Annotated in this window: 16 protein-coding genes and 1 tRNA gene; 15 read left to right on the forward strand and 2 right to left on the reverse strand. The window is 69.9% G+C overall.

Annotated features, from left to right (window positions below; genetic code table 11):
• Nucleotides 1-140 precede the first annotated feature (140 nt).
• The 13 genes from hppD (at nt 141) to G3573_RS04665 (ending at nt 11084) form a co-directional block, all read left to right on the forward strand.
• The gene (gene hppD / locus G3573_RS04605; protein ID WP_163259676.1) at nt 141-1187 is read left to right on the forward strand and encodes a 4-hydroxyphenylpyruvate dioxygenase; all 1047 of its coding nucleotides are present in this window, start codon (nt 141-143) and stop codon (nt 1185-1187) included.
• A 90-nt stretch (nt 1188-1277) separates the two neighbouring features.
• The gene (locus tag G3573_RS04610) at nt 1278-2366 is read left to right on the forward strand and encodes an isoaspartyl peptidase/L-asparaginase (RefSeq protein ID WP_240454515.1); all 1089 of its coding nucleotides are present in this window, start codon (nt 1278-1280) and stop codon (nt 2364-2366) included.
• 131 nt (nt 2367-2497) lie between these two features.
• Nucleotides 2498-3637: a homogentisate 1,2-dioxygenase gene (locus G3573_RS04615; RefSeq protein ID WP_163259677.1), complete on the forward strand. Its 1140-nt coding sequence runs from the start codon at nt 2498-2500 to the stop codon at nt 3635-3637.
• Nucleotides 3638-3640: 3 nt separating this feature from the next.
• Nucleotides 3641-3916, forward strand: coding sequence for a hypothetical protein (locus G3573_RS04620; protein ID WP_163259678.1), 276 nt, complete (start codon nt 3641-3643; stop codon nt 3914-3916).
• A gap of 2 nt (nt 3917-3918) precedes the next feature.
• On the forward strand, nt 3919-4296 hold the full coding sequence (locus G3573_RS04625) for a cupin domain-containing protein (RefSeq protein ID WP_346427343.1): 378 nt from the start codon (nt 3919-3921) through the stop codon (nt 4294-4296).
• Nucleotides 4297-4430: 134 nt separating this feature from the next.
• Nucleotides 4431-5177 (forward strand): hypothetical protein, encoded by a 747-nt coding sequence (locus G3573_RS04630; protein ID WP_163259679.1) that lies wholly within the window; start codon nt 4431-4433, stop codon nt 5175-5177.
• A gap of 9 nt (nt 5178-5186) precedes the next feature.
• Complete coding sequence (locus G3573_RS04635; RefSeq protein WP_163259680.1) at nt 5187-6191, forward strand: fumarylacetoacetate hydrolase family protein; 1005 nt, start codon at nt 5187-5189, stop codon at nt 6189-6191.
• 33 nt (nt 6192-6224) lie between these two features.
• Nucleotides 6225-6740, forward strand: a complete 516-nt coding sequence (locus tag G3573_RS04640; RefSeq protein ID WP_163259681.1) for a CcdC protein domain-containing protein — start codon at nt 6225-6227, stop codon at nt 6738-6740.
• A gap of 6 nt (nt 6741-6746) precedes the next feature.
• Nucleotides 6747-7574, forward strand: coding sequence for an alpha/beta hydrolase (locus tag G3573_RS04645; protein WP_163259682.1), 828 nt, complete (start codon nt 6747-6749; stop codon nt 7572-7574).
• 43 nt (nt 7575-7617) lie between these two features.
• A tRNA-Leu gene (locus G3573_RS04650) sits at nt 7618-7701 on the forward strand.
• A gap of 196 nt (nt 7702-7897) precedes the next feature.
• Nucleotides 7898-8728, forward strand: a complete 831-nt coding sequence (locus G3573_RS04655; protein WP_163259683.1) for a hypothetical protein — start codon at nt 7898-7900, stop codon at nt 8726-8728.
• A gap of 170 nt (nt 8729-8898) precedes the next feature.
• A complete protein-coding gene (locus tag G3573_RS04660) occupies nt 8899-10698 on the forward strand; it encodes a long-chain-acyl-CoA synthetase (RefSeq protein WP_163259684.1) in 1800 nt (599 codons plus the stop codon).
• A gap of 119 nt (nt 10699-10817) precedes the next feature.
• Nucleotides 10818-11084, forward strand: coding sequence for a hypothetical protein (locus G3573_RS04665; RefSeq protein ID WP_163259685.1), 267 nt, complete (start codon nt 10818-10820; stop codon nt 11082-11084).
• A 93-nt stretch (nt 11085-11177) separates the two neighbouring features.
• On the opposite strand, the gene G3573_RS04670 is transcribed toward G3573_RS04665, so the two are convergent.
• Complete coding sequence (locus tag G3573_RS04670) at nt 11178-13775, reverse strand: TonB-dependent receptor (RefSeq protein ID WP_163259686.1); 2598 nt, start codon at nt 13773-13775, stop codon at nt 11178-11180.
• A 195-nt stretch (nt 13776-13970) separates the two neighbouring features.
• The gene (nhaA, locus tag G3573_RS04675) at nt 13971-15185 is read right to left on the reverse strand and encodes a Na+/H+ antiporter NhaA (RefSeq protein WP_163259687.1); all 1215 of its coding nucleotides are present in this window, start codon (nt 15183-15185) and stop codon (nt 13971-13973) included.
• 89 nt (nt 15186-15274) lie between these two features.
• Here nhaA and G3573_RS04680 point away from each other — a divergent pair, with 89 nt between their 5' ends.
• Both G3573_RS04680 and G3573_RS04685 read left to right on the forward strand, forming a co-directional pair.
• On the forward strand, nt 15275-16708 hold the full coding sequence (locus tag G3573_RS04680) for a protein adenylyltransferase SelO (RefSeq protein WP_163259688.1): 1434 nt from the start codon (nt 15275-15277) through the stop codon (nt 16706-16708).
• Nucleotides 16709-16774: 66 nt separating this feature from the next.
• The coding region (locus G3573_RS04685; protein ID WP_163259689.1) for a nitronate monooxygenase at nt 16775-17802 on the forward strand (1028 nt) is incomplete at its 3' end.

Here is a 17802-nt window from a genome sequence, read left to right on the forward strand (position 1 = left end):
GCACGGCGAGAGAGCGGATATGGTCGTGCTAGCAGGCTTGCGGGACAAAGTCTCGCGCCCGCGCGCCGCACGCTTGGCTCAGCCGACCTCCGGCATTAGGTTCCGCCAACTTTTCTGTTCGACCCCCAACGGAGACGATCATGGCCGACGCCAAGAATCCCATGGGCACCGACGGCTTCGAGTTCGTCGAGTTCACCAGCCCGACCCCCGACGCCATGGCCGCCACCTTCGAGCGCCTCGGCTTCACCGCCGTCTCGAAACACCCGACCAAGGACGTCGTCCGCTACAAGCAGAACGACATCTCCTTCCTGCTGAACCGCGAGCCGACCGGCCAGGGCGCCGACTTCCGCGCCGCGCACGGCGGTTCGGCCAACGCCATGGGCTTCCGCGTCGCCGACGCCGAGGCCGCCTACAAGCGCGCGCTGGAGCTGGGCGCCAAGCCGGCCGAGGTCGCCGGTTCGTCGCTGGAGCACGTGCGCGCCCTGCAGGGCATCGGCGGCAGCTTGCTGTACCTGGTCGAGAAGGACGCCGCCTGGGCCGGCTGGACGCCGCTGCCGGGCGCCGAGAAGGAGGCCGAGAACGAGGTCGGCCTGCTGTATCTCGACCACCTGACCCACAACGTCCACCGCGGCCAGATGCGCACCTGGTCGAAGTTCTACGGCGACGTGTTCAACTTCGAAGAGCAGAAGTACTTCGACATCAAGGGCAAGGCGACCGGCCTGTTCAGCCAGGCGATGATCGCGCCCGACCGCAAGATCCGCATCCCGCTGAACGAGAGCCAGGACGACAAGTCCCAGATCGAAGAGTTCCTGAAGGACTACGGCGGCGAGGGCATCCAGCACCTGGCGCTGGGCGTGCGCGACATCTTCGAGACCGTCGAGGCCCTGAAGGCCCGCGGCGTCGACTTCCAGGACACCATCGAGACCTATTACGAGCTGATCGACAAGCGCATCCCGGGCCACGGGCATGACGTGGAGCGGATGAGGAAGAACCGCATCCTGATCGACGGCTCGGAGGCCGAAGGCCTGCTGCTGCAGATCTTCACCGCCAACCTGTTCGGCCCGATCTTCTTCGAGGTCATCCAGCGCAAGGGCAACGAGGCCTTCGGCGAGGGCAACTTCCAGGCCCTGTTCGACTCCATCGAGCTGGACCAGATCCGCCGCGGCGTGATCAAGGTTGACGCCTAAGAGCGTCCGACGGGCGGGCGCCGCAAGCGCCCGCCCTTTTTGTTTGAAGCGGACCGCCCGACCACAGGGCGGCCGTGGGGGAGTCCGCCGATGAAAACGCCGCTGAAAGCCCTGGTCCTGTCCGCCGTCATGGCCGCGCTCGCGGCCGGCGCCGCCCACGCCGGCGACAAGAAGGACCGCAAGAAGGACGACGACAAGAAGCCCGAGTGGTCGATCGTCATCCACGGCGGGGCCGGCATCATCGAGCGGGCCCAGATGGACCCGCAGACCGAGGCGGCCTATCGCGCCGCCCTGGCCAAGGCGCTGGAGACCGGCTCGAAGGTGCTGCGCGACGGCGGCACCTCGCTGGACGCCATCGAGGCGACCATCCACCTGCTGGAAGACGATCCGCTGTTCAACGCCGGCCGCGGCGCGGTCTTCACCGCCGAGGGCAAGAACGAGCTGGACGCCGCCATCATGGACGGCTCCAACCTGAAGGCCGGCGCGGTCGCCGGCGTCACCACCGTGCGCCACCCGATCTCGCTGGCCCGCGCGGTGATGGACAACTCCAAGCACGTCATGCTGATCGGCAAGGGCGCCGAAGCCTTCGCCGCCGACCAGAAGCTGGAAATCGTCGATCCGTCCTACTTCTTCACCGAGCGCCGCTGGAAGCAGCTGGTCACCGAGCTGACCAAGCAGGGCCTGCCGATCCCGCCGCGTCCGGCCGGGGCCCCGGCCCCGAACGCCGAGGCCGAGCGCGCGCCGCTGGACGAGCGCAAGTTCGGCACCGTCGGCGTGGTCGCCTACGACAAGAACGGCAACCTGGCGGCCGGCACCTCGACCGGCGGCACCACCGCCAAGCGCTGGGGCCGGGTCGGCGACACCCCGATCATCGGCGCGGGCACCTACGCCTCCAACGACAGCTGCGCCGTCTCGGCCACCGGCACGGGCGAGTACTTCATCCGCCTGACCGTGGCCCGCGAGATCTGCGCGCTGGACCAGTACGAGGGCATGAGCCTGCAGGAAGCCGCCGACGAGGTGATCCAGAAGCGCCTGACCGCGCTGGGCGGCGACGGCGGCATCATCGCCATCGGCCGCAAGGGCGAGATCGCCTGGAGCTTCAACACTCCGGGCATGTACCGCGCCAGCGCCGCCTCGAACCGCGAGCCGGTGGTGGCGATCTTCAAGGACGAGCGCTGAGCCGTTCTCGCGTCAACTCCGGCGAAATCCGGAGGACCGGCGTTCCATTTTTTCATTCCGTCGGCGCGGGCCTTGGCTAAAAAGCCGGGGCCCGTCGTCCGTCGGGTTCATCTCTCGATCGAGGTCGCGTCATGGCGAAAGGCAATTGGATTCCGGTGAAGGCCGCCGAGGGCGTGCATTCGCGCCAGGCCCACGCCGATCTGCCGGAAGGCACCTATGAGCGGGAGATCTCCAAGGAGGGCTTCTTCGGCCCGGCCGCCTTCCTCTACCACCGCCGCCCGCCGACCGGCTGGGTCAGCTTCGAAGGCCCGCTGCGTCCGCGCGCCTTCGACCTGAACGGCCTGAACGAGCCGCAGACCTCGCCCTGGTCCGCGCCGATCGTGCTGCACAACAAGTCGGTCGAGGTGCGCTTCTGGAAGCTGGCGCAGCCGATGGCCAACCTGGCCCGCAACGGCGACGGCGACCAGATCCTGTTCGTCCACGACGGCGAGGGCGACCTCTACACCGACTACGGCCGCATCGCCTACGTGAAGGGCGACTACCTCTATCTTCCGCGCGGCACCATGTGGCGGCTGACGCCGTCCCAGCCGACTGCGATCCTGATGATCGAGGCGACCAACACCCACTACACCCTGCCCGACCGCGGCCTGATGGGGCCGCACGCGGTGTTCGACCCGGCCATCCTCGACACGCCGAAGATGGACGAGGCGTTCAAGGCCCACCAGGCCGAGGAAGGCCTGTTCCGGGTCGAGATCAAGAAGCGCGGCCAGGTGTCGGTGGCGGCCTATCCCTACAACCCGCTGGACGCGGTGGGCTGGCACGGCGACCTGTCGCCGGTGCGCCTGAACGTGCGCGACGTGCGCCCGCTGATGAGCCACCGCTATCACGTGCCGCCGAGCGCCCACACGACGTTCCTGAGCGACCGGTTCGTGATCTGCACCTTCGCGCCGCGGCCGTTCGAGACCGACCCGGGCGCGATCAAGGTGCCGTTCTTCCACAACAACGACGACTTCGACGAGGTGCTGTTCTACCACGCCGGGGACTTCTTCAGCCGGGACAACATCGACGCCGGCATGATGACCTTCCACCCGTCGGGCTTCACCCACGGGCCGCACCCCAAAGCGCTGAAGAACATGTTCGTCTCGGCCAAGCCGGCGACCGACGAGTACGCGGTGATGATCGACACCCGCGACCCGCTCGAGGTCGGCGAAGGCGCGGCCAGCGTCGAGAACCACGCCTATGTCGACAGCTGGAAGACGGCGGGGGCCTGAGCCATGGCCTTCGCCGCCGATCCCGAACTGGAGGCCCTGGCCGAGGAAGAGATGGCCCGCGCCCTGACGCTGAGCTGGCGCGAGGCCGCGAAGGTGACGCCCTGGGGCGACACCTACACCGGCTTCGCCCCCTCCGGCGGCGAGGTCCATTTCGAGCGCAACTACCTGTGGGCCGAGGAAGAAGGCGGCGACGTCCGCGTCGAGGTGATCGTCTATGACGACCCCGAACGCTACGACGAGGCGGCCCGCCGCGACGGCCTGATCCAGAGGCCCGGCTGAGCGTGTCCGGCGGGGAGCTGCAGCACGGCGCGCTCGACGCCAAGTTCGCGGCCATCGCCGAGCGCTGGCGCCCTCGCATCGCCGCCCAGCTGAACGGCCAGGACGTCCGCCTGGTGAAGGTGCAGGGCGTGTTCCCCTGGCACAGCCACGCCGAGGCCGAGGAGATGTTCCTGGTCTGGAAGGGCCGCTTCCGGGTCGAGTTCCGCGACCGGATCGTCGAGATGGGGCCGGGCGAATTCGTCGTCGTGCCGCGCGGGGTCGAGCACCGCACCGCCGCCGACGAAGAGGCCGAGGTGCTGATCTTCGAACCGTCCGAGGTGGTCAACACCGGGGACGCCCCGGCCTCGGAATTCACCGCTCCGGGCGGCGTGCACGTGTGACCTGGAGCGCGCGGGCGCGCCCAAGCGGAACCATAAGGTTAACTCTACAGTTGCGACCTACGCCGCGCGCGTCATAGTCGAGACCGCCGTTCGGCGAGCCTGGGACCTCGGGCGCCGGCAGGGGGAGACGGGTCGTGTACGATTATTCCGATTTTCCGACCGACGCCGGCGGATACGAGCCGCAGCCCTGGATCGAACTGGTCCTGCTGGCGGCGGTCGTCGTCCTGCCGATCCTGGCCTTCTTCCTCGCCCGCGCCATGCTCGTGGGCCGCTTCGAAACCGATCGCCGCAAGGCGGTGGAGACGATCTACGACGCCATCGACGTGCGCGCCCGCGGGGCCGCGGCCGCGGTGGGGCCGGCCATCCTCTACGGCGCCGACCTGCTGGTGAAGGAGATCAAGGACCGGCTGGGCGCGGTGATCGCCCTGGGCGGCCCGCTGGCCAAGGAGCTGAAGGCGCTGGAGGACGCGATCAAGGGCCCGCCGCCCCCGCCGCCGCCTCCCCCGCCGCCGGGCGGCCACAAGTGCACCTGCGTGTGCACCTGCGTCGACGGCAAGGGCGGCGAAGGCCGCGCCAAGGCCGAGGACGGCCAGGCCCAGGGTCAGGGACAGGGACAGGGCCAGTCGCAGGTCAGCATCCTGACCTCCGGCAGCGTGATCCTGACCGCCCCGCCGACGACGGCGAGCACCCCGACCACCTCCACGACCAACAACGACGGCGGCCACAAGCTCGACCAGACCCAGCGCGTGCGCCTGGCGGTCGGCGCCTTCACCGACTACTGGTCCGGCCACAAGGCGCAGCGCCTGAAGGAGCTGTCCGAGGCCCAGAAGGCGCTGCTGACTCCGGCGCCGACGGTTTCCAAAACGCCCGCGAAGCACTAAGCCGGAGGCATGAAGCTCGCCTCTCTAAAGTCCGGCCGCGACGGCCGGCTCGTCGTCGTGTCGGAAGACCTGGCCTGGTACACCGACGCCTTCCTGATCGCGCGCACCCTGCAGGAGGCGCTGGACGACTGGGCGCGCTGCGAGCCGCTGCTGCGCGGCCTGGCCGAGAGCCTGGAGCACGGCGCCGTGCCGCGCGGCCGCTTCCATGAACGCGAAGCCGCCTCGCCCCTGCCCCGCGCCTACCAGTGGGCCGACGGCTCGGCCTACGTGAACCACGTGGCCCTGGTGCGGAAGGCGCGCAACGCCGAGATGCCCGACAGCTTCTGGACCGATCCGCTGATGTACCAGGGCGCCTCGGACGGCTTCCTGGCTCCGCGCGATCCGATCCCGCTGGCCGACGAGGCCTGGGGCTGCGACCTGGAAGCCGAGATCGCCGTGATCGTCGGCGATGTGAAGCAAGGCGCCTCGCGCGAAGAGGCCCTGGCGGCCGTGCGCCTGGTCGGCCTGGTCAACGACGTCTCGCTCCGCAACCTGATCCCGGGCGAACTGGCCAAGGGCTTCGGCTTCGTGCAGTCCAAGCCGGCCTCGGCCCTGTCGCCGGTCTACGTCACCCCCGACGCGCTGGGCGCGCGCTGGAACGACGGCAAGCTGCACGGCGCCCTGCTGGTCCAGCTGAACGGCGAGGAGTTCGGCCGCGCCGACGCCGGCGTCGACATGACCTTCGACTTCGGCACCCTGATCGCCCACGCCGCCAAGACCCGCGACCTGTGCGCCGGCACGGTGATCGGCTCCGGCACGGTGTCCAACCGCGACGCCGACGGCGGCCCGGGCAAGCCGGTGAAGGCCGGCGGCCTCGGCTACTCCTGCATCGCCGAAGTGCGCATGGTCGAGACCATCCTGGGCGGCAAGCCCGAGACGCCGTTCCTGAAGCGCGGCGACCAGGTGCGCATCGAAATGCTCGATGAGAAAGGCCACAGCCTGTTCGGCGCGATCGAACAGACGGTGGCCGGCTGATCTAAGTCACACGCGAGGCCGGGGGGCCCTCACATGCACGTTTCCACGTCGACGCCGCAGTACCTGCCGTATCTGATCCCTGTGGCGGTGGTCGCCCTGATCGTCCTGCGCAACCGCCGCGAGCGGCGTCTGCGGCTGGAGCTGATGTGGATCCTGCCGGCCTTCATGCTGCTGGCCGCGGGCGCGGCGCTGATCTACGCGCCGGGTCCGCACCCCGGCCCGGCCGCCATGGTCGGGCTGGCCGGCGCGCTCGCGCTGGGCGCCGTGCTGGGCTGGGTGCGCGGACGCACCATCCACATCCAGCACGATCCGGAGACCGGCGCGCTGACCGCCAAGGCCTCGCCGCTGGGGATGATCCTGATCCTCGCCATGTTCGCCATCCGCTACCCGCTGTCGCTGTACGCGCGGGCGCACCCCGAAGCCCTGCACGTCAGCCCGACCATCCTGGCCGACGGCTTCCTGCTGTTCGCGGTCGGCCTGATCCTGGCCCAGCGGGTCGAGGTAGCCCTGCGCGCCCACAAGCTGATGAGCGCGCCGGCCGCGGCCTGACGGCCCATGCCTGAGACGCGCTTCACCGCCTCGGGCGTGCGCCTGCGCGAACGCGGCCGCCGGCCCGGCGAGCTGAACTGGCTGCTGCTGCCCGGCGGCCCCGGCATCGGGTCCGAGAGCCTGACCGAGCTGGCCGACGCCCTGAGCGTCCCCGGAACCGTCTGGCTGGTCGACCTGCCGGGCGACGGCTCCAACCAGCCGGCCGACGGCGCGACCCCGATCTTCGAGAACTGGCCCCACGTCCTGCTCGAAGCCGCCCAGGCCCTCCCGAACGTGGTGTTCGCGGGCCATTCCACGGGCGGGATGTACCTGCTGTCGGTCCCCGAGCTGGAAGCGCACCTCGTCGGCCTGGCGCTGCTGGACGCCGCCCCGGACGCCGCCTGGCACGCGCGCTTCGTCGAGATGACGCGCCGCCATCCCCTGCCCGCCGTCGAGGCCGCGTCGGCCGCCTACGAACGCTCCGGCCGCGACGAGGACATCGCCGCGATCACGGTCGCCTCGGCCGAATGGAATTTCAGCCCGCGCGGCCTGGAGGCCGGGCGCGCGCTCCTGGCCCGCATGCCCTACAGCGGCGCCTCGATCGCCTGGTCGGAGGCCAACTTCGACCACGTCTACGAGGCGGCCTGGTTTCCCGCCGAGCTGCCCACCCTGCGACTGGCCGGCGACGACGACCGCATCGTCTGGCGGGGCGGCTGGGACGAGCCGCGCTTCAACGGGCCCAACGTCGTGGTGAGGCGCATTCCCGACGCCGGACACTTCCCGTGGATCGAGGACCCGCAGGCCGTCGCGGCCGCCTTCGACGAGCTCGCACGCCGGATCCAGGCTTTGCGTTGACCGGCGCGCGCGCGGCGCTAGAGTGCGCGCCCTTCGGCCCCGTGCCCCGGTGGCGAAATGGTAGACGCGGGAGACTCAAAATCTCTTGCCGCAAGGCGTGCTGGTTCGAGTCCGGCCCGGGGCACCAAAATTCCCGCACCCCGCGCGGAGCGAAACATTAATTTTCGCGTTCCACGGGAAGCGTGGCGGAACTTGGCCCCAACCTGCACTGTTATTCGAACCGGATGCATGGTTAACATGCGAGGGGAGACAGGGGGGACGCTATGCGACGCTCAAAGAGCATCGCGGCGGTTCTGGGGGGCGCGGGCCTAGGATTGGTCTGTGTGGCCGCCGTAACGATCTGGGCGCACGGCGGCGCGACCGCCGACGAGCCCCTGCCCGATGACGAACTGATCACCGCCGGCGTCAGCGAAGCGCCCCCGTTCCTGACCTCCGCCACCGCCGCGCCGATCGCCGAAACCACCAGCGCCGTCTCCGCCGGCACGCCGGCCGCCCCAGTGGAATGGGTGCAGGAAGGCGTCCGCGAGATCGACGCCGCCACCGCCCCCGCCCTGCGCCAGGCCGAGCGCGTCGCCACCCGCTACGAGCCGCGCCTGAGCGTGCGCATGAACGAGAACGACGAGGGCGTGGCCACCGGCTCCGAACTGGCCCTGGCGCTCTCGCCGCAGGCCTCCAAGACCGCCACCTCCTCGCTGGAACAGAAGCTCGACAAGCTGGCCGCGCGCATGGGCGTGGCCGAGGACTTCGGCCAGAAGCCGCGCTGGGTGGTGTTCGCCGCCAGCGACAACCAGGCGGTCGGCCTGAACATGCTGCGCGGCCGCAAGGGCGAACTGAAGCGCGCCGGCTTCAGCTCCGAAAAGGTCGCCGCCATCGGCGACGCCCAGGTCGGCGTCGGCTGGCGCAAGGGGCCGTTCCAGGCCGCCCTGTCCTTCGTCGACCGCAAGATCGCCGCCTTCGGCGAGGACGCCAACGAGCGCTTCCTGGCCTTCACCGTGTCGATCAAGCCGACCCGGCAGAAGTCGGCCGCCCGGCAGCCGACCCGCACCGGGCCGGAGCCGCAACCCACGCCCGAGCAGGCCGAGCTCCTGCGAGCGCGCGGCCAGGCCCAGGCCCAGGCCCAGTATCGCCCGAGCGAATCGGCGCCCGAGCGCTGATTCCCCGGGCGTGGCCGCGGCGCCGCGCCACGGCCGCGACATGCCCGCAAGCGCGTGGATTTCCGCGTTCGGCAAGGTCCCGTAAACCCTGTTGACGCACCCTCCCGCTCAGCCTTGACCGCTAAGGGATTCCCTTGCGATCAAACCTTCCGGAAGCGAGAGGACGGACCATGGGCCTGTTGGCGCGCGCGCGCAGAGAGCTGAAGTTCACCGGCGGGCTGCAGCGCTTGCTCAAGCGCATCAAGACCATCGACCCGGCTTCCAATCACCTGCTGTGCGACGACTGGGAACAGGCGGTGGACCGCTGGCCCGAGAACGTGGCGGTGATCTTCGAGGACCGGCAGATCACCTACCGCGACCTCGACCAGATGGCCAACCGCTACGCCCACTGGGCGAAGGGGCGCAACATCCGGCGCGGCGACACCGTCGCCCTCTACATGCCCAACCGGATCGAGTACCTGGCCATCTGGCTGGGCCTGTCCAAGGTCGGCGTGGCCACGGCCCTGATCAACTCGAACCTGACCGGCGGAGCCCTGGCCCACAGCCTGAGCATTTCCGGCGCCGGCCACGTGCTCGCCGACTACGAGACCTACGCCGCCTTCGAAGACGTGCGTCACCAGCTGCCGCGCAACGTCATGCTGTGGGTGCTGGGCCTGCGCGCCGAGGGCGAGACCAGCGACCGCCGCGGCCTCGACACCGCCGTGAAGGGCGCCAGCGCCGTGCGGCCCGACAAGGGCATGCGCATGGACCTGACGGCCAGCTCGACGGCGCTGTACATCTACACCTCGGGCACCACCGGCCTGCCCAAGGCGGCCAAGATCACCCACGCCCGCGCCCAGCTCTACATGCGCGCCTTCGCGGCCGCGACGGCGGCCACGGCCAGCGACCGGGTCTATGTCTGCCTGCCGCTGTACCACTCGACCGGCGGCCTGTGCGGGGTCGGCGCGGCCCTGCTGAACGGCGGCGCCGTGGTGCTGAAGAAGCGCTTCTCGGCCAGCCAGTTCTGGCCGGACGTGGTGGACAAGGGCTGCACCATGTTCGTCTACATCGGCGAACTGTGCCGCTATCTGGTGAACTCGCCGGAGCACGAGCTGGAGCGCAAGCACAAGCTGCGCCTGGCGTTCGGCAACGGCCTGCGCCCGGACATCTGGAAGACCTTCCAGAGCCGCTTCGCCATCCCCGAGATCCTGGAGTTCTACGGCTCGACCGAAGGCAACGTCTCGCTGTTCAACTTCGACGGCCGCCCCGGCGCGGTCGGCCGCATCCCGGGCTACCTGCGCAAGAAGTTCGACATCCGGCTGGTGAAGTTCGACATGGAGACCGAGGAGCCGATGCGCGGCGCCAACGGCCTCGCCGTCGAGGCCCGTCCCGGCGAGATCGGCGAGGCCATCGGCCTGATCGGCACGGACGCGCGCCACGCCTATTCGGGCTACGCCGACAAGGCCGCCTCCGAGAAGAAGATCCTGCGCGACGTCTTCACCCGCGGCGACGCCTGGTTCCGCACCGGCGACCTGATGCGTCAGGACTCCGACGGCTACTTCTATTTCGTCGACCGGGTGGGCGACACCTTCCGCTGGAAGGGCGAGAACGTCTCAACCACCGAGGTGGCCGAGCGGCTCAGCGAAGCCCCCGGCGTGCGCGAGGTGACGGTCTACGGCGTGCCGATCGACGGCATGGAGGGCAAGGCCGGCATGGCCGCCCTGGTGGTCGACGACGGCTTCCAGATCGAGCGGCTCGGCGCCCACATGGACAGCGAGCTGCCCGCCTACGCGCGGCCGATCTTCGTACGCATCCAGACCGACCTGGAGACCACCGGCACCTTCAAGTACCGCAAGGTCGATCTGGCGGCGGACGGCTTCGACCACACCCGCACCAAGGACGCCATCTGGTTCCGCGATCCCGAGAAGGGCTGGGTGAAGATGACCGCCCGGGTGCGCGAGAAGCTGCTCAAGGGCGAAGCGCGCGTCTAAAGCGCGTTCCGCAAAAGCGGGTCCGGTTTTGCGGTCAGAGCGCGCTCAGGCCTAGCCCCGCGCGAAACCGGCCGCGCCGCCTCCGCGTTCAGACCGCGTTCTGAACCGGAGGACGACGCATGGCTTCGGCCCACCCCACCGTCGACCACGAAGAGATCCAGCGCTGGGCTGAAAAGCACGGCGGCCGCCCCGCCAAGGTCGAGACCGGCGGGCCGGGCGGCATTCTGCGCCTGGATTTCGGCGAGAAGGATCCGAACCTGACGGAGATCTCCTGGGAGGAGTTCTTCGCGATCTTCGACGACAACGACCTGGCCCTGCTGCTGCCGCCGGACGCCAAGAGCCGGTTCAACAAGTTCGTCGCCCGCCCCAAGGACCTGCGCCACTAGCGCCCCGACCGCCGGCGCTCCAGCGGCTAAAGAAAAGGCCGGCCGGGATCGCTCCCGGCCGGCCCGCGACGCCCCTGTTCGGGGACGAAGCTCTTAGTACTTGATGCGCAGGGTCGCGCCCCAGGTGCGGGGCTGGCCCAGGAAGGCGTTGTAGGTCTGGGTGTCCAGAGCCCCGTTGTAGTAGTTGCCGCTCGGCTGCAGCGTCGTCTGGAAGGCGGTGCCCTGCAGCGGCGCGTTGAACACGACCTGGTAGTAGTCCTGGTCGGTCAGGTTCTGACCCCACAGCTCGAAGGTCCAGCGGTCGTCTTCCGAACCGAAGGAGATGCGGCCGTTCAGCAGGGTCATGGCGTCCTGCATGCCGGCCGGCAGCAGGTCCGACTTGGTGTTGTATTCGGACGTGTACTTGGCCGACAGGTTGAAGCCCGCCTTCATGGCGCCGAACGAGTGCTCGTAGGTCACCGCGCCGGTGCTCGACCATTCCGGAGCGAACGACATCTGGGCGCCCGGGAGCAGGCTGAGCGCCGGGAAGTGGGTCGGATCGTTCAGGTCCGTGGCGGTGAACTTGCCGTACTCGGTCTTGGCGTAGGTCACGCCGCCCTGGAACGACAGGCCCTCGATCGGCGCGAACCAGATCAGGTCCATGTCGACGCCCTTGGAGGTCAGCTCGGGGATGGTTTCCACGGCGAAGGCGGTGCCGAGGAAGGTGTTGAGCTGGAAGTCCGAGTACTCTTGCTGGAACAGGGTGGCGTTCAGCAGCAGCGAGTTGTCGAACCAGGTGGTCTTCAGACCCAGTTCGTAGCTGTCGACCATTTCCGGAGCGAAGTGGGTCGAGGCGTCGGGCACGAAGCCGCCCGGGGTGAGCGACTGCACGCGGTCCAGGTTGAAGCCGCCGCCCTTATAACCACGCGCGTAGGACACGTAGGTCATGATGTCGTCGTTGAAGCGGTACGACGCCTTCACGGTGCCCGACCATTCGCGCTCTTCGCTCGACTGGTGGGTGATGCGGTTGTTGAACGCCGGGTTGGTCCAGGGCAGGCAGAGCACGCCCACGGCCGTCTGCTTCTGAGCGGCGGTCAGCGGCAGGTTCTGCCAACGGTTGGTGGCGTAGTTGAACATCGCCGCCGGGCAGACCGAGTTGTTGGTCGGGTTGGTCTGGTGCGTGTCGAGATCCTTGTCCTCCATCGTGTAGCGGAGGCCCATGGTGATATCGAACGCGTCCGTGACGTGCAGGGTGTTGTTGGTGAACAACGCCAGCGTCTTGGAGGTCTGGTCGTAGGTGTCCAGAGCCGACTTGCCGGCCGAGAAGGTCGGGCCCGCGCCGGACGGGACCCACGAGGTCAGCACCGGATCGGGGTTCAGGTCGGTGAACGAGCCGGTCAGGATGCCGACCATGCCCGGGTTGGCGCCGCCGCTGAGGATCAGCGACAGGTAGGTGTTGTAGTCGCCGCCCAGGTTGTAGGCGTCGGTCCGGCTCAAGTCTTCGCTGGCGTAGAAGCCGCCGACCAGCCAGTCGAGGTGGTCGGTCGAGCCGGCCAGACGGATTTCCTGGCTGAGGGTGTCGAACGAGAAGCCGTACTCGCCGTTGGCCTCACGATACAGGATGTCGGCGCCCGAATAGTCGATGTCGTGGCCGTTGGTGGAATCCCAGAACCGGACCGAGGAGATCGAGGTCAGGGTGGCGTTCCAGTTCGGCAGGTCGACGTTGGCTTCGATCGACAGGCCCTTGTCCTCGACCATCTGCGCGGTGCTGCGGTTCGAGTAGGCCGTGCGCGAGAACGGCAGCATCGGGAAGGTCGGGCCGCCGGCCGGAGCGACGCCCTGGCCGTTGGCGGTGATCAGCGGGTTGTTCAGGATCGCGGCGGTCGGGCCCGAGCGGACCTGCACCGCGGCGCAGCAGTTTTCTTCGCGCTTGGTGTAGTCGGCGATGGCGCGGATCTCGACCGAGTCCGACGGCAGCAGCAGCAGCTGGCCGCGGGCGGTCCAGAAGTTCTGGTCCTGGTCCGAGGTCAGGGTGCGCGGACCGTCGCCGGTCTTCACGTCGTAGAAGCCGTCACGCTCGCGCTTGGCCACGTACAGGCGGCCGGCCAGCTTGTCGCCGGCGATCGGGCCGGTGATCGAAGCGGCCGCGCCCAGGGCGCCGTCGCTGCCGGCGGTCAGCTCGCCTTCGGCGCCGAACTCGAACGCCGGAGCCTTGGTCATGACGTTGATGACGCCGGCCGAGGTGTTCTTGCCGAACAGCGTGCCCTGCGGGCCCTTCAGCACTTCGATGCGCTGCATCTCGCCGAGGTCGCCGAAGCCCACGCCGTTGCGCGGACGATACACGCCGTCGACCACGACGCCGACCGAGCTCTCCAGGCCCGGGTTGTCGCCGACGGTGCCGACGCCGCGGATGCGGGCGGTGGTGATGGTTTCGCTGGTCGTCGAGGTGACGGTCAGGCCCGGAGTCAGGATCTGCAGATCCTTGATGTCCTTAACGCCAGCGTTTTCGAGAAGGGTTTCCGACAGCGACGTGACCACGATCGGCACGTCCTGCAGGTTCTGTTCGCGCTTCTGAGCGGTGACCACCAGCTCGTCGACCGAGTTGACCTCGTCGTCTTGCGCGTAGGCCGTCCCGGCGTAGCTCGCACCGGCGGCGAAAGCCGCGAGGACGGCGACCGACGCCGTGCCGCGGAGAATCTTCGTGAAGCGCATTTCCTGCCCCGACTTTTGCGCGCCGCATTGGCTGCGGTCGCGCCGCTCTTTGTTCTTGAAGCCGGCCAAGTCGATCCCTGGACGGATTCTGACTTAATTTGGGTAATCTACGGCGCAGGCGTGAACAAGCGGCCACGCTTCAACCCGTTGCAGGCTTGCGAATGTTGTGACGCAAATGCACCAGCTTCCGCTAGGTCAAGTAGTCTCGACGTAGGGAGTTGGTTCGGCGCCCATCGATCTACGTCGCGAAGCCGCCCAGCCCAGTGCAACGGCGCCACACAGACCCGACAGCAGGGACCCGCAGATCACGCCCAGCTTCATCTGGGCCAGCAGGGCCGGGTCGCCGCCCGCGAAAGCCAGGCCGCCGAGGAACAGGCTGAAGGTGAAGCCGACGCCGCACAGGACGGAGACGCCGTAGAGCTCCGCCCAGGTCGCCCCGCCCGGCCGACGCGCCAGCCCCGTGACCGCCGCCAGGGCCGCGCCGCCGAACACGCCGGCCGGCTTGCCCAGGAACAGACCCAGCGCGACCCCGACGGAAACGGGGGTGAGCACGTCGTGGGCGGGGATATCTCCGAACGCCACGCCCGCCGAGGTGAAGGCGAACAGCGGCAGGATCAGGAAGGCGACCCAGGGGTGCAGCGCCTCGACGGCGACCTTCAGCGGGACCGGCTCGCCCGGCCGCGGCGCTATGGCCGGGACGGTGAAGGCGGCGGCGACGCCGGCCAGGGACGGGCTGACCCCGGCGGCGCGCGCGAACCCCCAGGCCAGCAGGAAGCCCAGCATCGGATAGACGAACGAGACGCGCCGCCCGCGCTGGACGAAGGCCATGGCCGCCAGCGCCAGGGCCGCCCCGATCAGGGGTGTGGCGTGCAGGTGACGGCTGTAGGCCAGAGCGATGATGGCGACTGCGCCGAGGTCGTCGACGATGGCCAGGGTCATCAGGAACACCCGCAGCGGGGCTGGCAGGCCCCGCCCGACCGCGGCGACCACCGCCAGCGCCAGTCCCACGTCGGTGGCGACCGGCGCCGACCAGCCGCGCAGGTCGCCGCCCGGGCCCTGGTTCACCAGCAGGTAGAGGGCGGCCGGAACGACCATGCCGCCCAGCGCCGCCAGCACCGGCATGGCGACGCGGCGGGGGTTGGACAGCTCCCCCTTCAGCACCTCGAACTTGATCTCGAGGCCGACGACGAAGAACACCACCGCCATCAGCCCGTCACGGACCCAGCCGGCGACGGTGTCGCTGGCCCGCCACGCCCCGACCTGCAGCGGGATCTCGGCGTGCAGCAGGCGGAAGTAGGCTCCGGCCCAGGGCGAGTTGGCCAGGGCGAGCGCGCAGGCCGCCGCCGCCGCGAGCAGGACGCCCGACGCCGCTTCGGTACGCAGGAAGTCGAGCGTGAACCGACGGGCCATGGCGCTCCCTCGGGGCCGAGCGTTCCAACTTGGCGGGAGCGCCGGGGGTTATCAAGCGAACGGCTCGCGCCGCGTGTTAAGGGACGCAGATGCCCGTCGCCGCCGCCTTCCGCCTCGACAACCGCTTCCGCGCCCTAGGCCCCGAGTTCGCCGATCCGGTCGAACCGGCCGGCTTCCCCGAGACGACCCTTCGATTTCGCAATAGCCGGATCGCCCGGCGTGTCGGCCTGGACACGCTGACCGACGCGGAGTGGGTCGCGATCTTCGGCCGGTTCGAGCCCCTGCCCGGCGCGCCGGACGAGCGGCTGGCCATGCGTTACCACGGCCACCAGTTCCAGGTTTACAACCCCGAGCTCGGCGACGGCCGCGGCTTCCTCTTCGCCCAGCTGCGCGAGGCCGGCACGGAGCGCCTGCTCGACCTGGGCACCAAGGGCTCGGGCCAGACGCCCTGGTCGCGCTCCGGCGACGGCCGCCTGACCCTGAAGGGCGGCGTGCGCGAGATCCTGGCCACCGAAATGCTGGAGGCGCTGGGCGTCCCGACCTCGAAGTCGCTGTCGCTGATCGAGACCGGCGAAAAGCTCGCCCGCGGCGACGAACCCTCGCCCACCCGCTCGGCCGTGCTGACCCGGCTGTCGTGGAGCCACGTCCGGTTCGGGACCTTCCAGCGCCTGGCCTACTTCGATCGCGCCGACCTGATCGGCCAGCTGATCGACCACGTGATCGAGCTCTACTATCCGGAGCTGGCCGACACCGAGCCGAAGGACCGGCCAGCCGCCCTGCTGCGCGCGGTCACCGCGCGGGTCGCCGGGCTGGTGGCGCGCTGGACCGGCGCCGGCTTCGTGCACGGCGTGCTCAACACCGACAACATGAACATCACCGGCGAGAGCTTCGACTACGGCCCGTGGCGGTTCCTGCCGCGCTACGATCCGTCGTTCACGGCCGCCTATTTCGACCACGCCGGCCTTTACGCCTTCGGGCGGCAGGGCGAGGCGGTGTTCTGGAACCTGCGCCAGCTGGCCGCCTGCTTCACCCTGGTCAGCGAAACCGATCCGCTGGTCGAGGCGCTGAACGGCTTCGGCGAGCTCTATCAGGCCGAGATGCGGGCGGCCTTCGTCCGGCGCCTGGGCGTGAGCCCGCGCGACGAGGCGTCCGACAACGCGCTGGGGACCGCCGCCCTGAAACTGCTGTCCGAAACGGGCGACGCGCTGCGCTGGGAGCCCCTGTTCTTCGACTGGTTCGGCGGCCTGGCCTCCGAGGCGCGGGCCATGGCCGGGCCGCGCGCGGCGGTTTACGCCGGAGAGGCCTTCGACGCCTTCCGCGCGGCGCTGGCGCCCTACGCGGCCGACCGGCCGCAGCGCCTGCAGCACGCCTATTTCCAGCGTGCGGAGCCGGAGGAGATGCTGATCGAGGAGGTCGAGGCGATCTGGGCCGGGATCGACGCCCGCGACGACTGGAGCGCCCTCCACGCCAAGCTCGCGCGCATCGGCGAGGCGCGCGAGGCCTGGGGGATCGCCGTGCCCTGACGTCGAGGCGGTTGCCGGCGAGACCGGGGCGCCTATCTCAGCACCGCGGCCTTAGCCGGAGGGTCGATGACGAGCCTGCTCGAGCGGATCGGAGTGAAGCTTCCGATCGTCCAGGCGCCCATGGCGGGCACCTCGACGCCGCAGATGGCCGCCGCCGTCACCGAAGCCGGCGCGCTGGGCTCGATCGGGGTGGGCGCGGTCAAGGCCGAGGCGGCCCGGACGATGATCGAGGCGGTGCGTGGCGCCACCGACGGCCCCTTCAACGTCAACGTCTTCTGCCACGCCCCGGCCCAGGCCGATCCGGCGCGCGAACGCGCCTGGCTGGCCGCCATGCGGCCGCTGTTCGACGGCTTCGGGGCCGAACCGCCGGCGGCGCTGAGCGAGATCTACAAGAGCTTCGTCGTCGACGACGACATGCTGGACGTGCTGCTGGACACCCGCCCGGCCGTGGTCAGCTTCCACTTCGGCCTGCCCGGGGCCGACAAGATCGCAAGGCTGAAGGCGGGCGGGATCGTCCTGTTCTCCACCGCCACCAACCTGCAGGAAGCCGAGGCGGCCGCGGCCGCCGGCGTCGACGCGATCGTGGCCCAGGGCTGGGAGGCCGGCGGCCACCGCGGCGCGTTCGATCCGTCCGCCGACACCCGCCTGGGCCTGGTCGCCCTCACCCGCCTGCTCGTCGCCAAGGTCCCGCTGCCGGTCATCGCCGCCGGCGGGATCATGGACGGGGCGGGAATAGCCGCCGTCCTCGACCTCGGGGCGCAGGCGGCCCAGCTGGGCACCGCCTTCATCGGCTGCCCTGAATCCAGCGCCGACCAGCACCACCGTGACGCCCTGTTCAGCCCCGCGTCCGAGCGGACCGAAATGACCGCCCTGATCTCCGGCCGCCCCTCCCGCTGCCTGGCCAACCGCTTCACCGCCCTGGCGGACGGCGCGCTGGCCGGCCTGGCCACGCCGGACTACCCGATCGCCTACGACGCCGGAAAGGCGTTGAACGCGGCGGCCAAGGCCGCCGGCGACGGCGGCTACGGCGCGCAATGGGCCGGCCAGGGCGCGCCGCTCGCCCGCGCCCTGCCGGCCGGCGAGCTGGTCCGCAC

The organism is Caulobacter sp. 17J65-9 (assembly GCF_010975005.1).
Taxonomy (GTDB): Bacteria; Pseudomonadota; Alphaproteobacteria; order Caulobacterales; family Caulobacteraceae; genus 17J80-11.

Bases quoted from the DNA above. Each gene is read 5' to 3' on its own strand.
- hppD (WP_163259676.1), top strand. From the start codon at position 141: ATGGCCGACGCCAAGAATCCCATGGGCACCGACGGCTTCGAGTTCGTC.
- G3573_RS04610 (WP_240454515.1), top strand. From the start codon at position 1,278: ATGAAAACGCCGCTGAAAGCCCTGGTCCTGTCCGCCGTCATGGCCGCG.
- G3573_RS04615 (WP_163259677.1), top strand. From the start codon at position 2,498: ATGGCGAAAGGCAATTGGATTCCGGTGAAGGCCGCCGAGGGCGTGCAT.
- G3573_RS04620 (WP_163259678.1), top strand. From the start codon at position 3,641: ATGGCCTTCGCCGCCGATCCCGAACTGGAGGCCCTGGCCGAGGAAGAG.
- G3573_RS04635 (WP_163259680.1), top strand. From the start codon at position 5,187: ATGAAGCTCGCCTCTCTAAAGTCCGGCCGCGACGGCCGGCTCGTCGTC.
- G3573_RS04640 (WP_163259681.1), top strand. From the start codon at position 6,225: ATGCACGTTTCCACGTCGACGCCGCAGTACCTGCCGTATCTGATCCCT.
- G3573_RS04645 (WP_163259682.1), top strand. From the start codon at position 6,747: ATGCCTGAGACGCGCTTCACCGCCTCGGGCGTGCGCCTGCGCGAACGC.
- G3573_RS04660 (WP_163259684.1), top strand. From the start codon at position 8,899: ATGGGCCTGTTGGCGCGCGCGCGCAGAGAGCTGAAGTTCACCGGCGGG.
- G3573_RS04665 (WP_163259685.1), top strand. From the start codon at position 10,818: ATGGCTTCGGCCCACCCCACCGTCGACCACGAAGAGATCCAGCGCTGG.
- G3573_RS04670 (WP_163259686.1), bottom strand. From the start codon at position 13,775: ATGCGCTTCACGAAGATTCTCCGCGGCACGGCGTCGGTCGCCGTCCTC.
- nhaA (WP_163259687.1), bottom strand. From the start codon at position 15,185: ATGGCCCGTCGGTTCACGCTCGACTTCCTGCGTACCGAAGCGGCGTCG.
- G3573_RS04680 (WP_163259688.1), top strand. From the start codon at position 15,275: ATGCCCGTCGCCGCCGCCTTCCGCCTCGACAACCGCTTCCGCGCCCTA.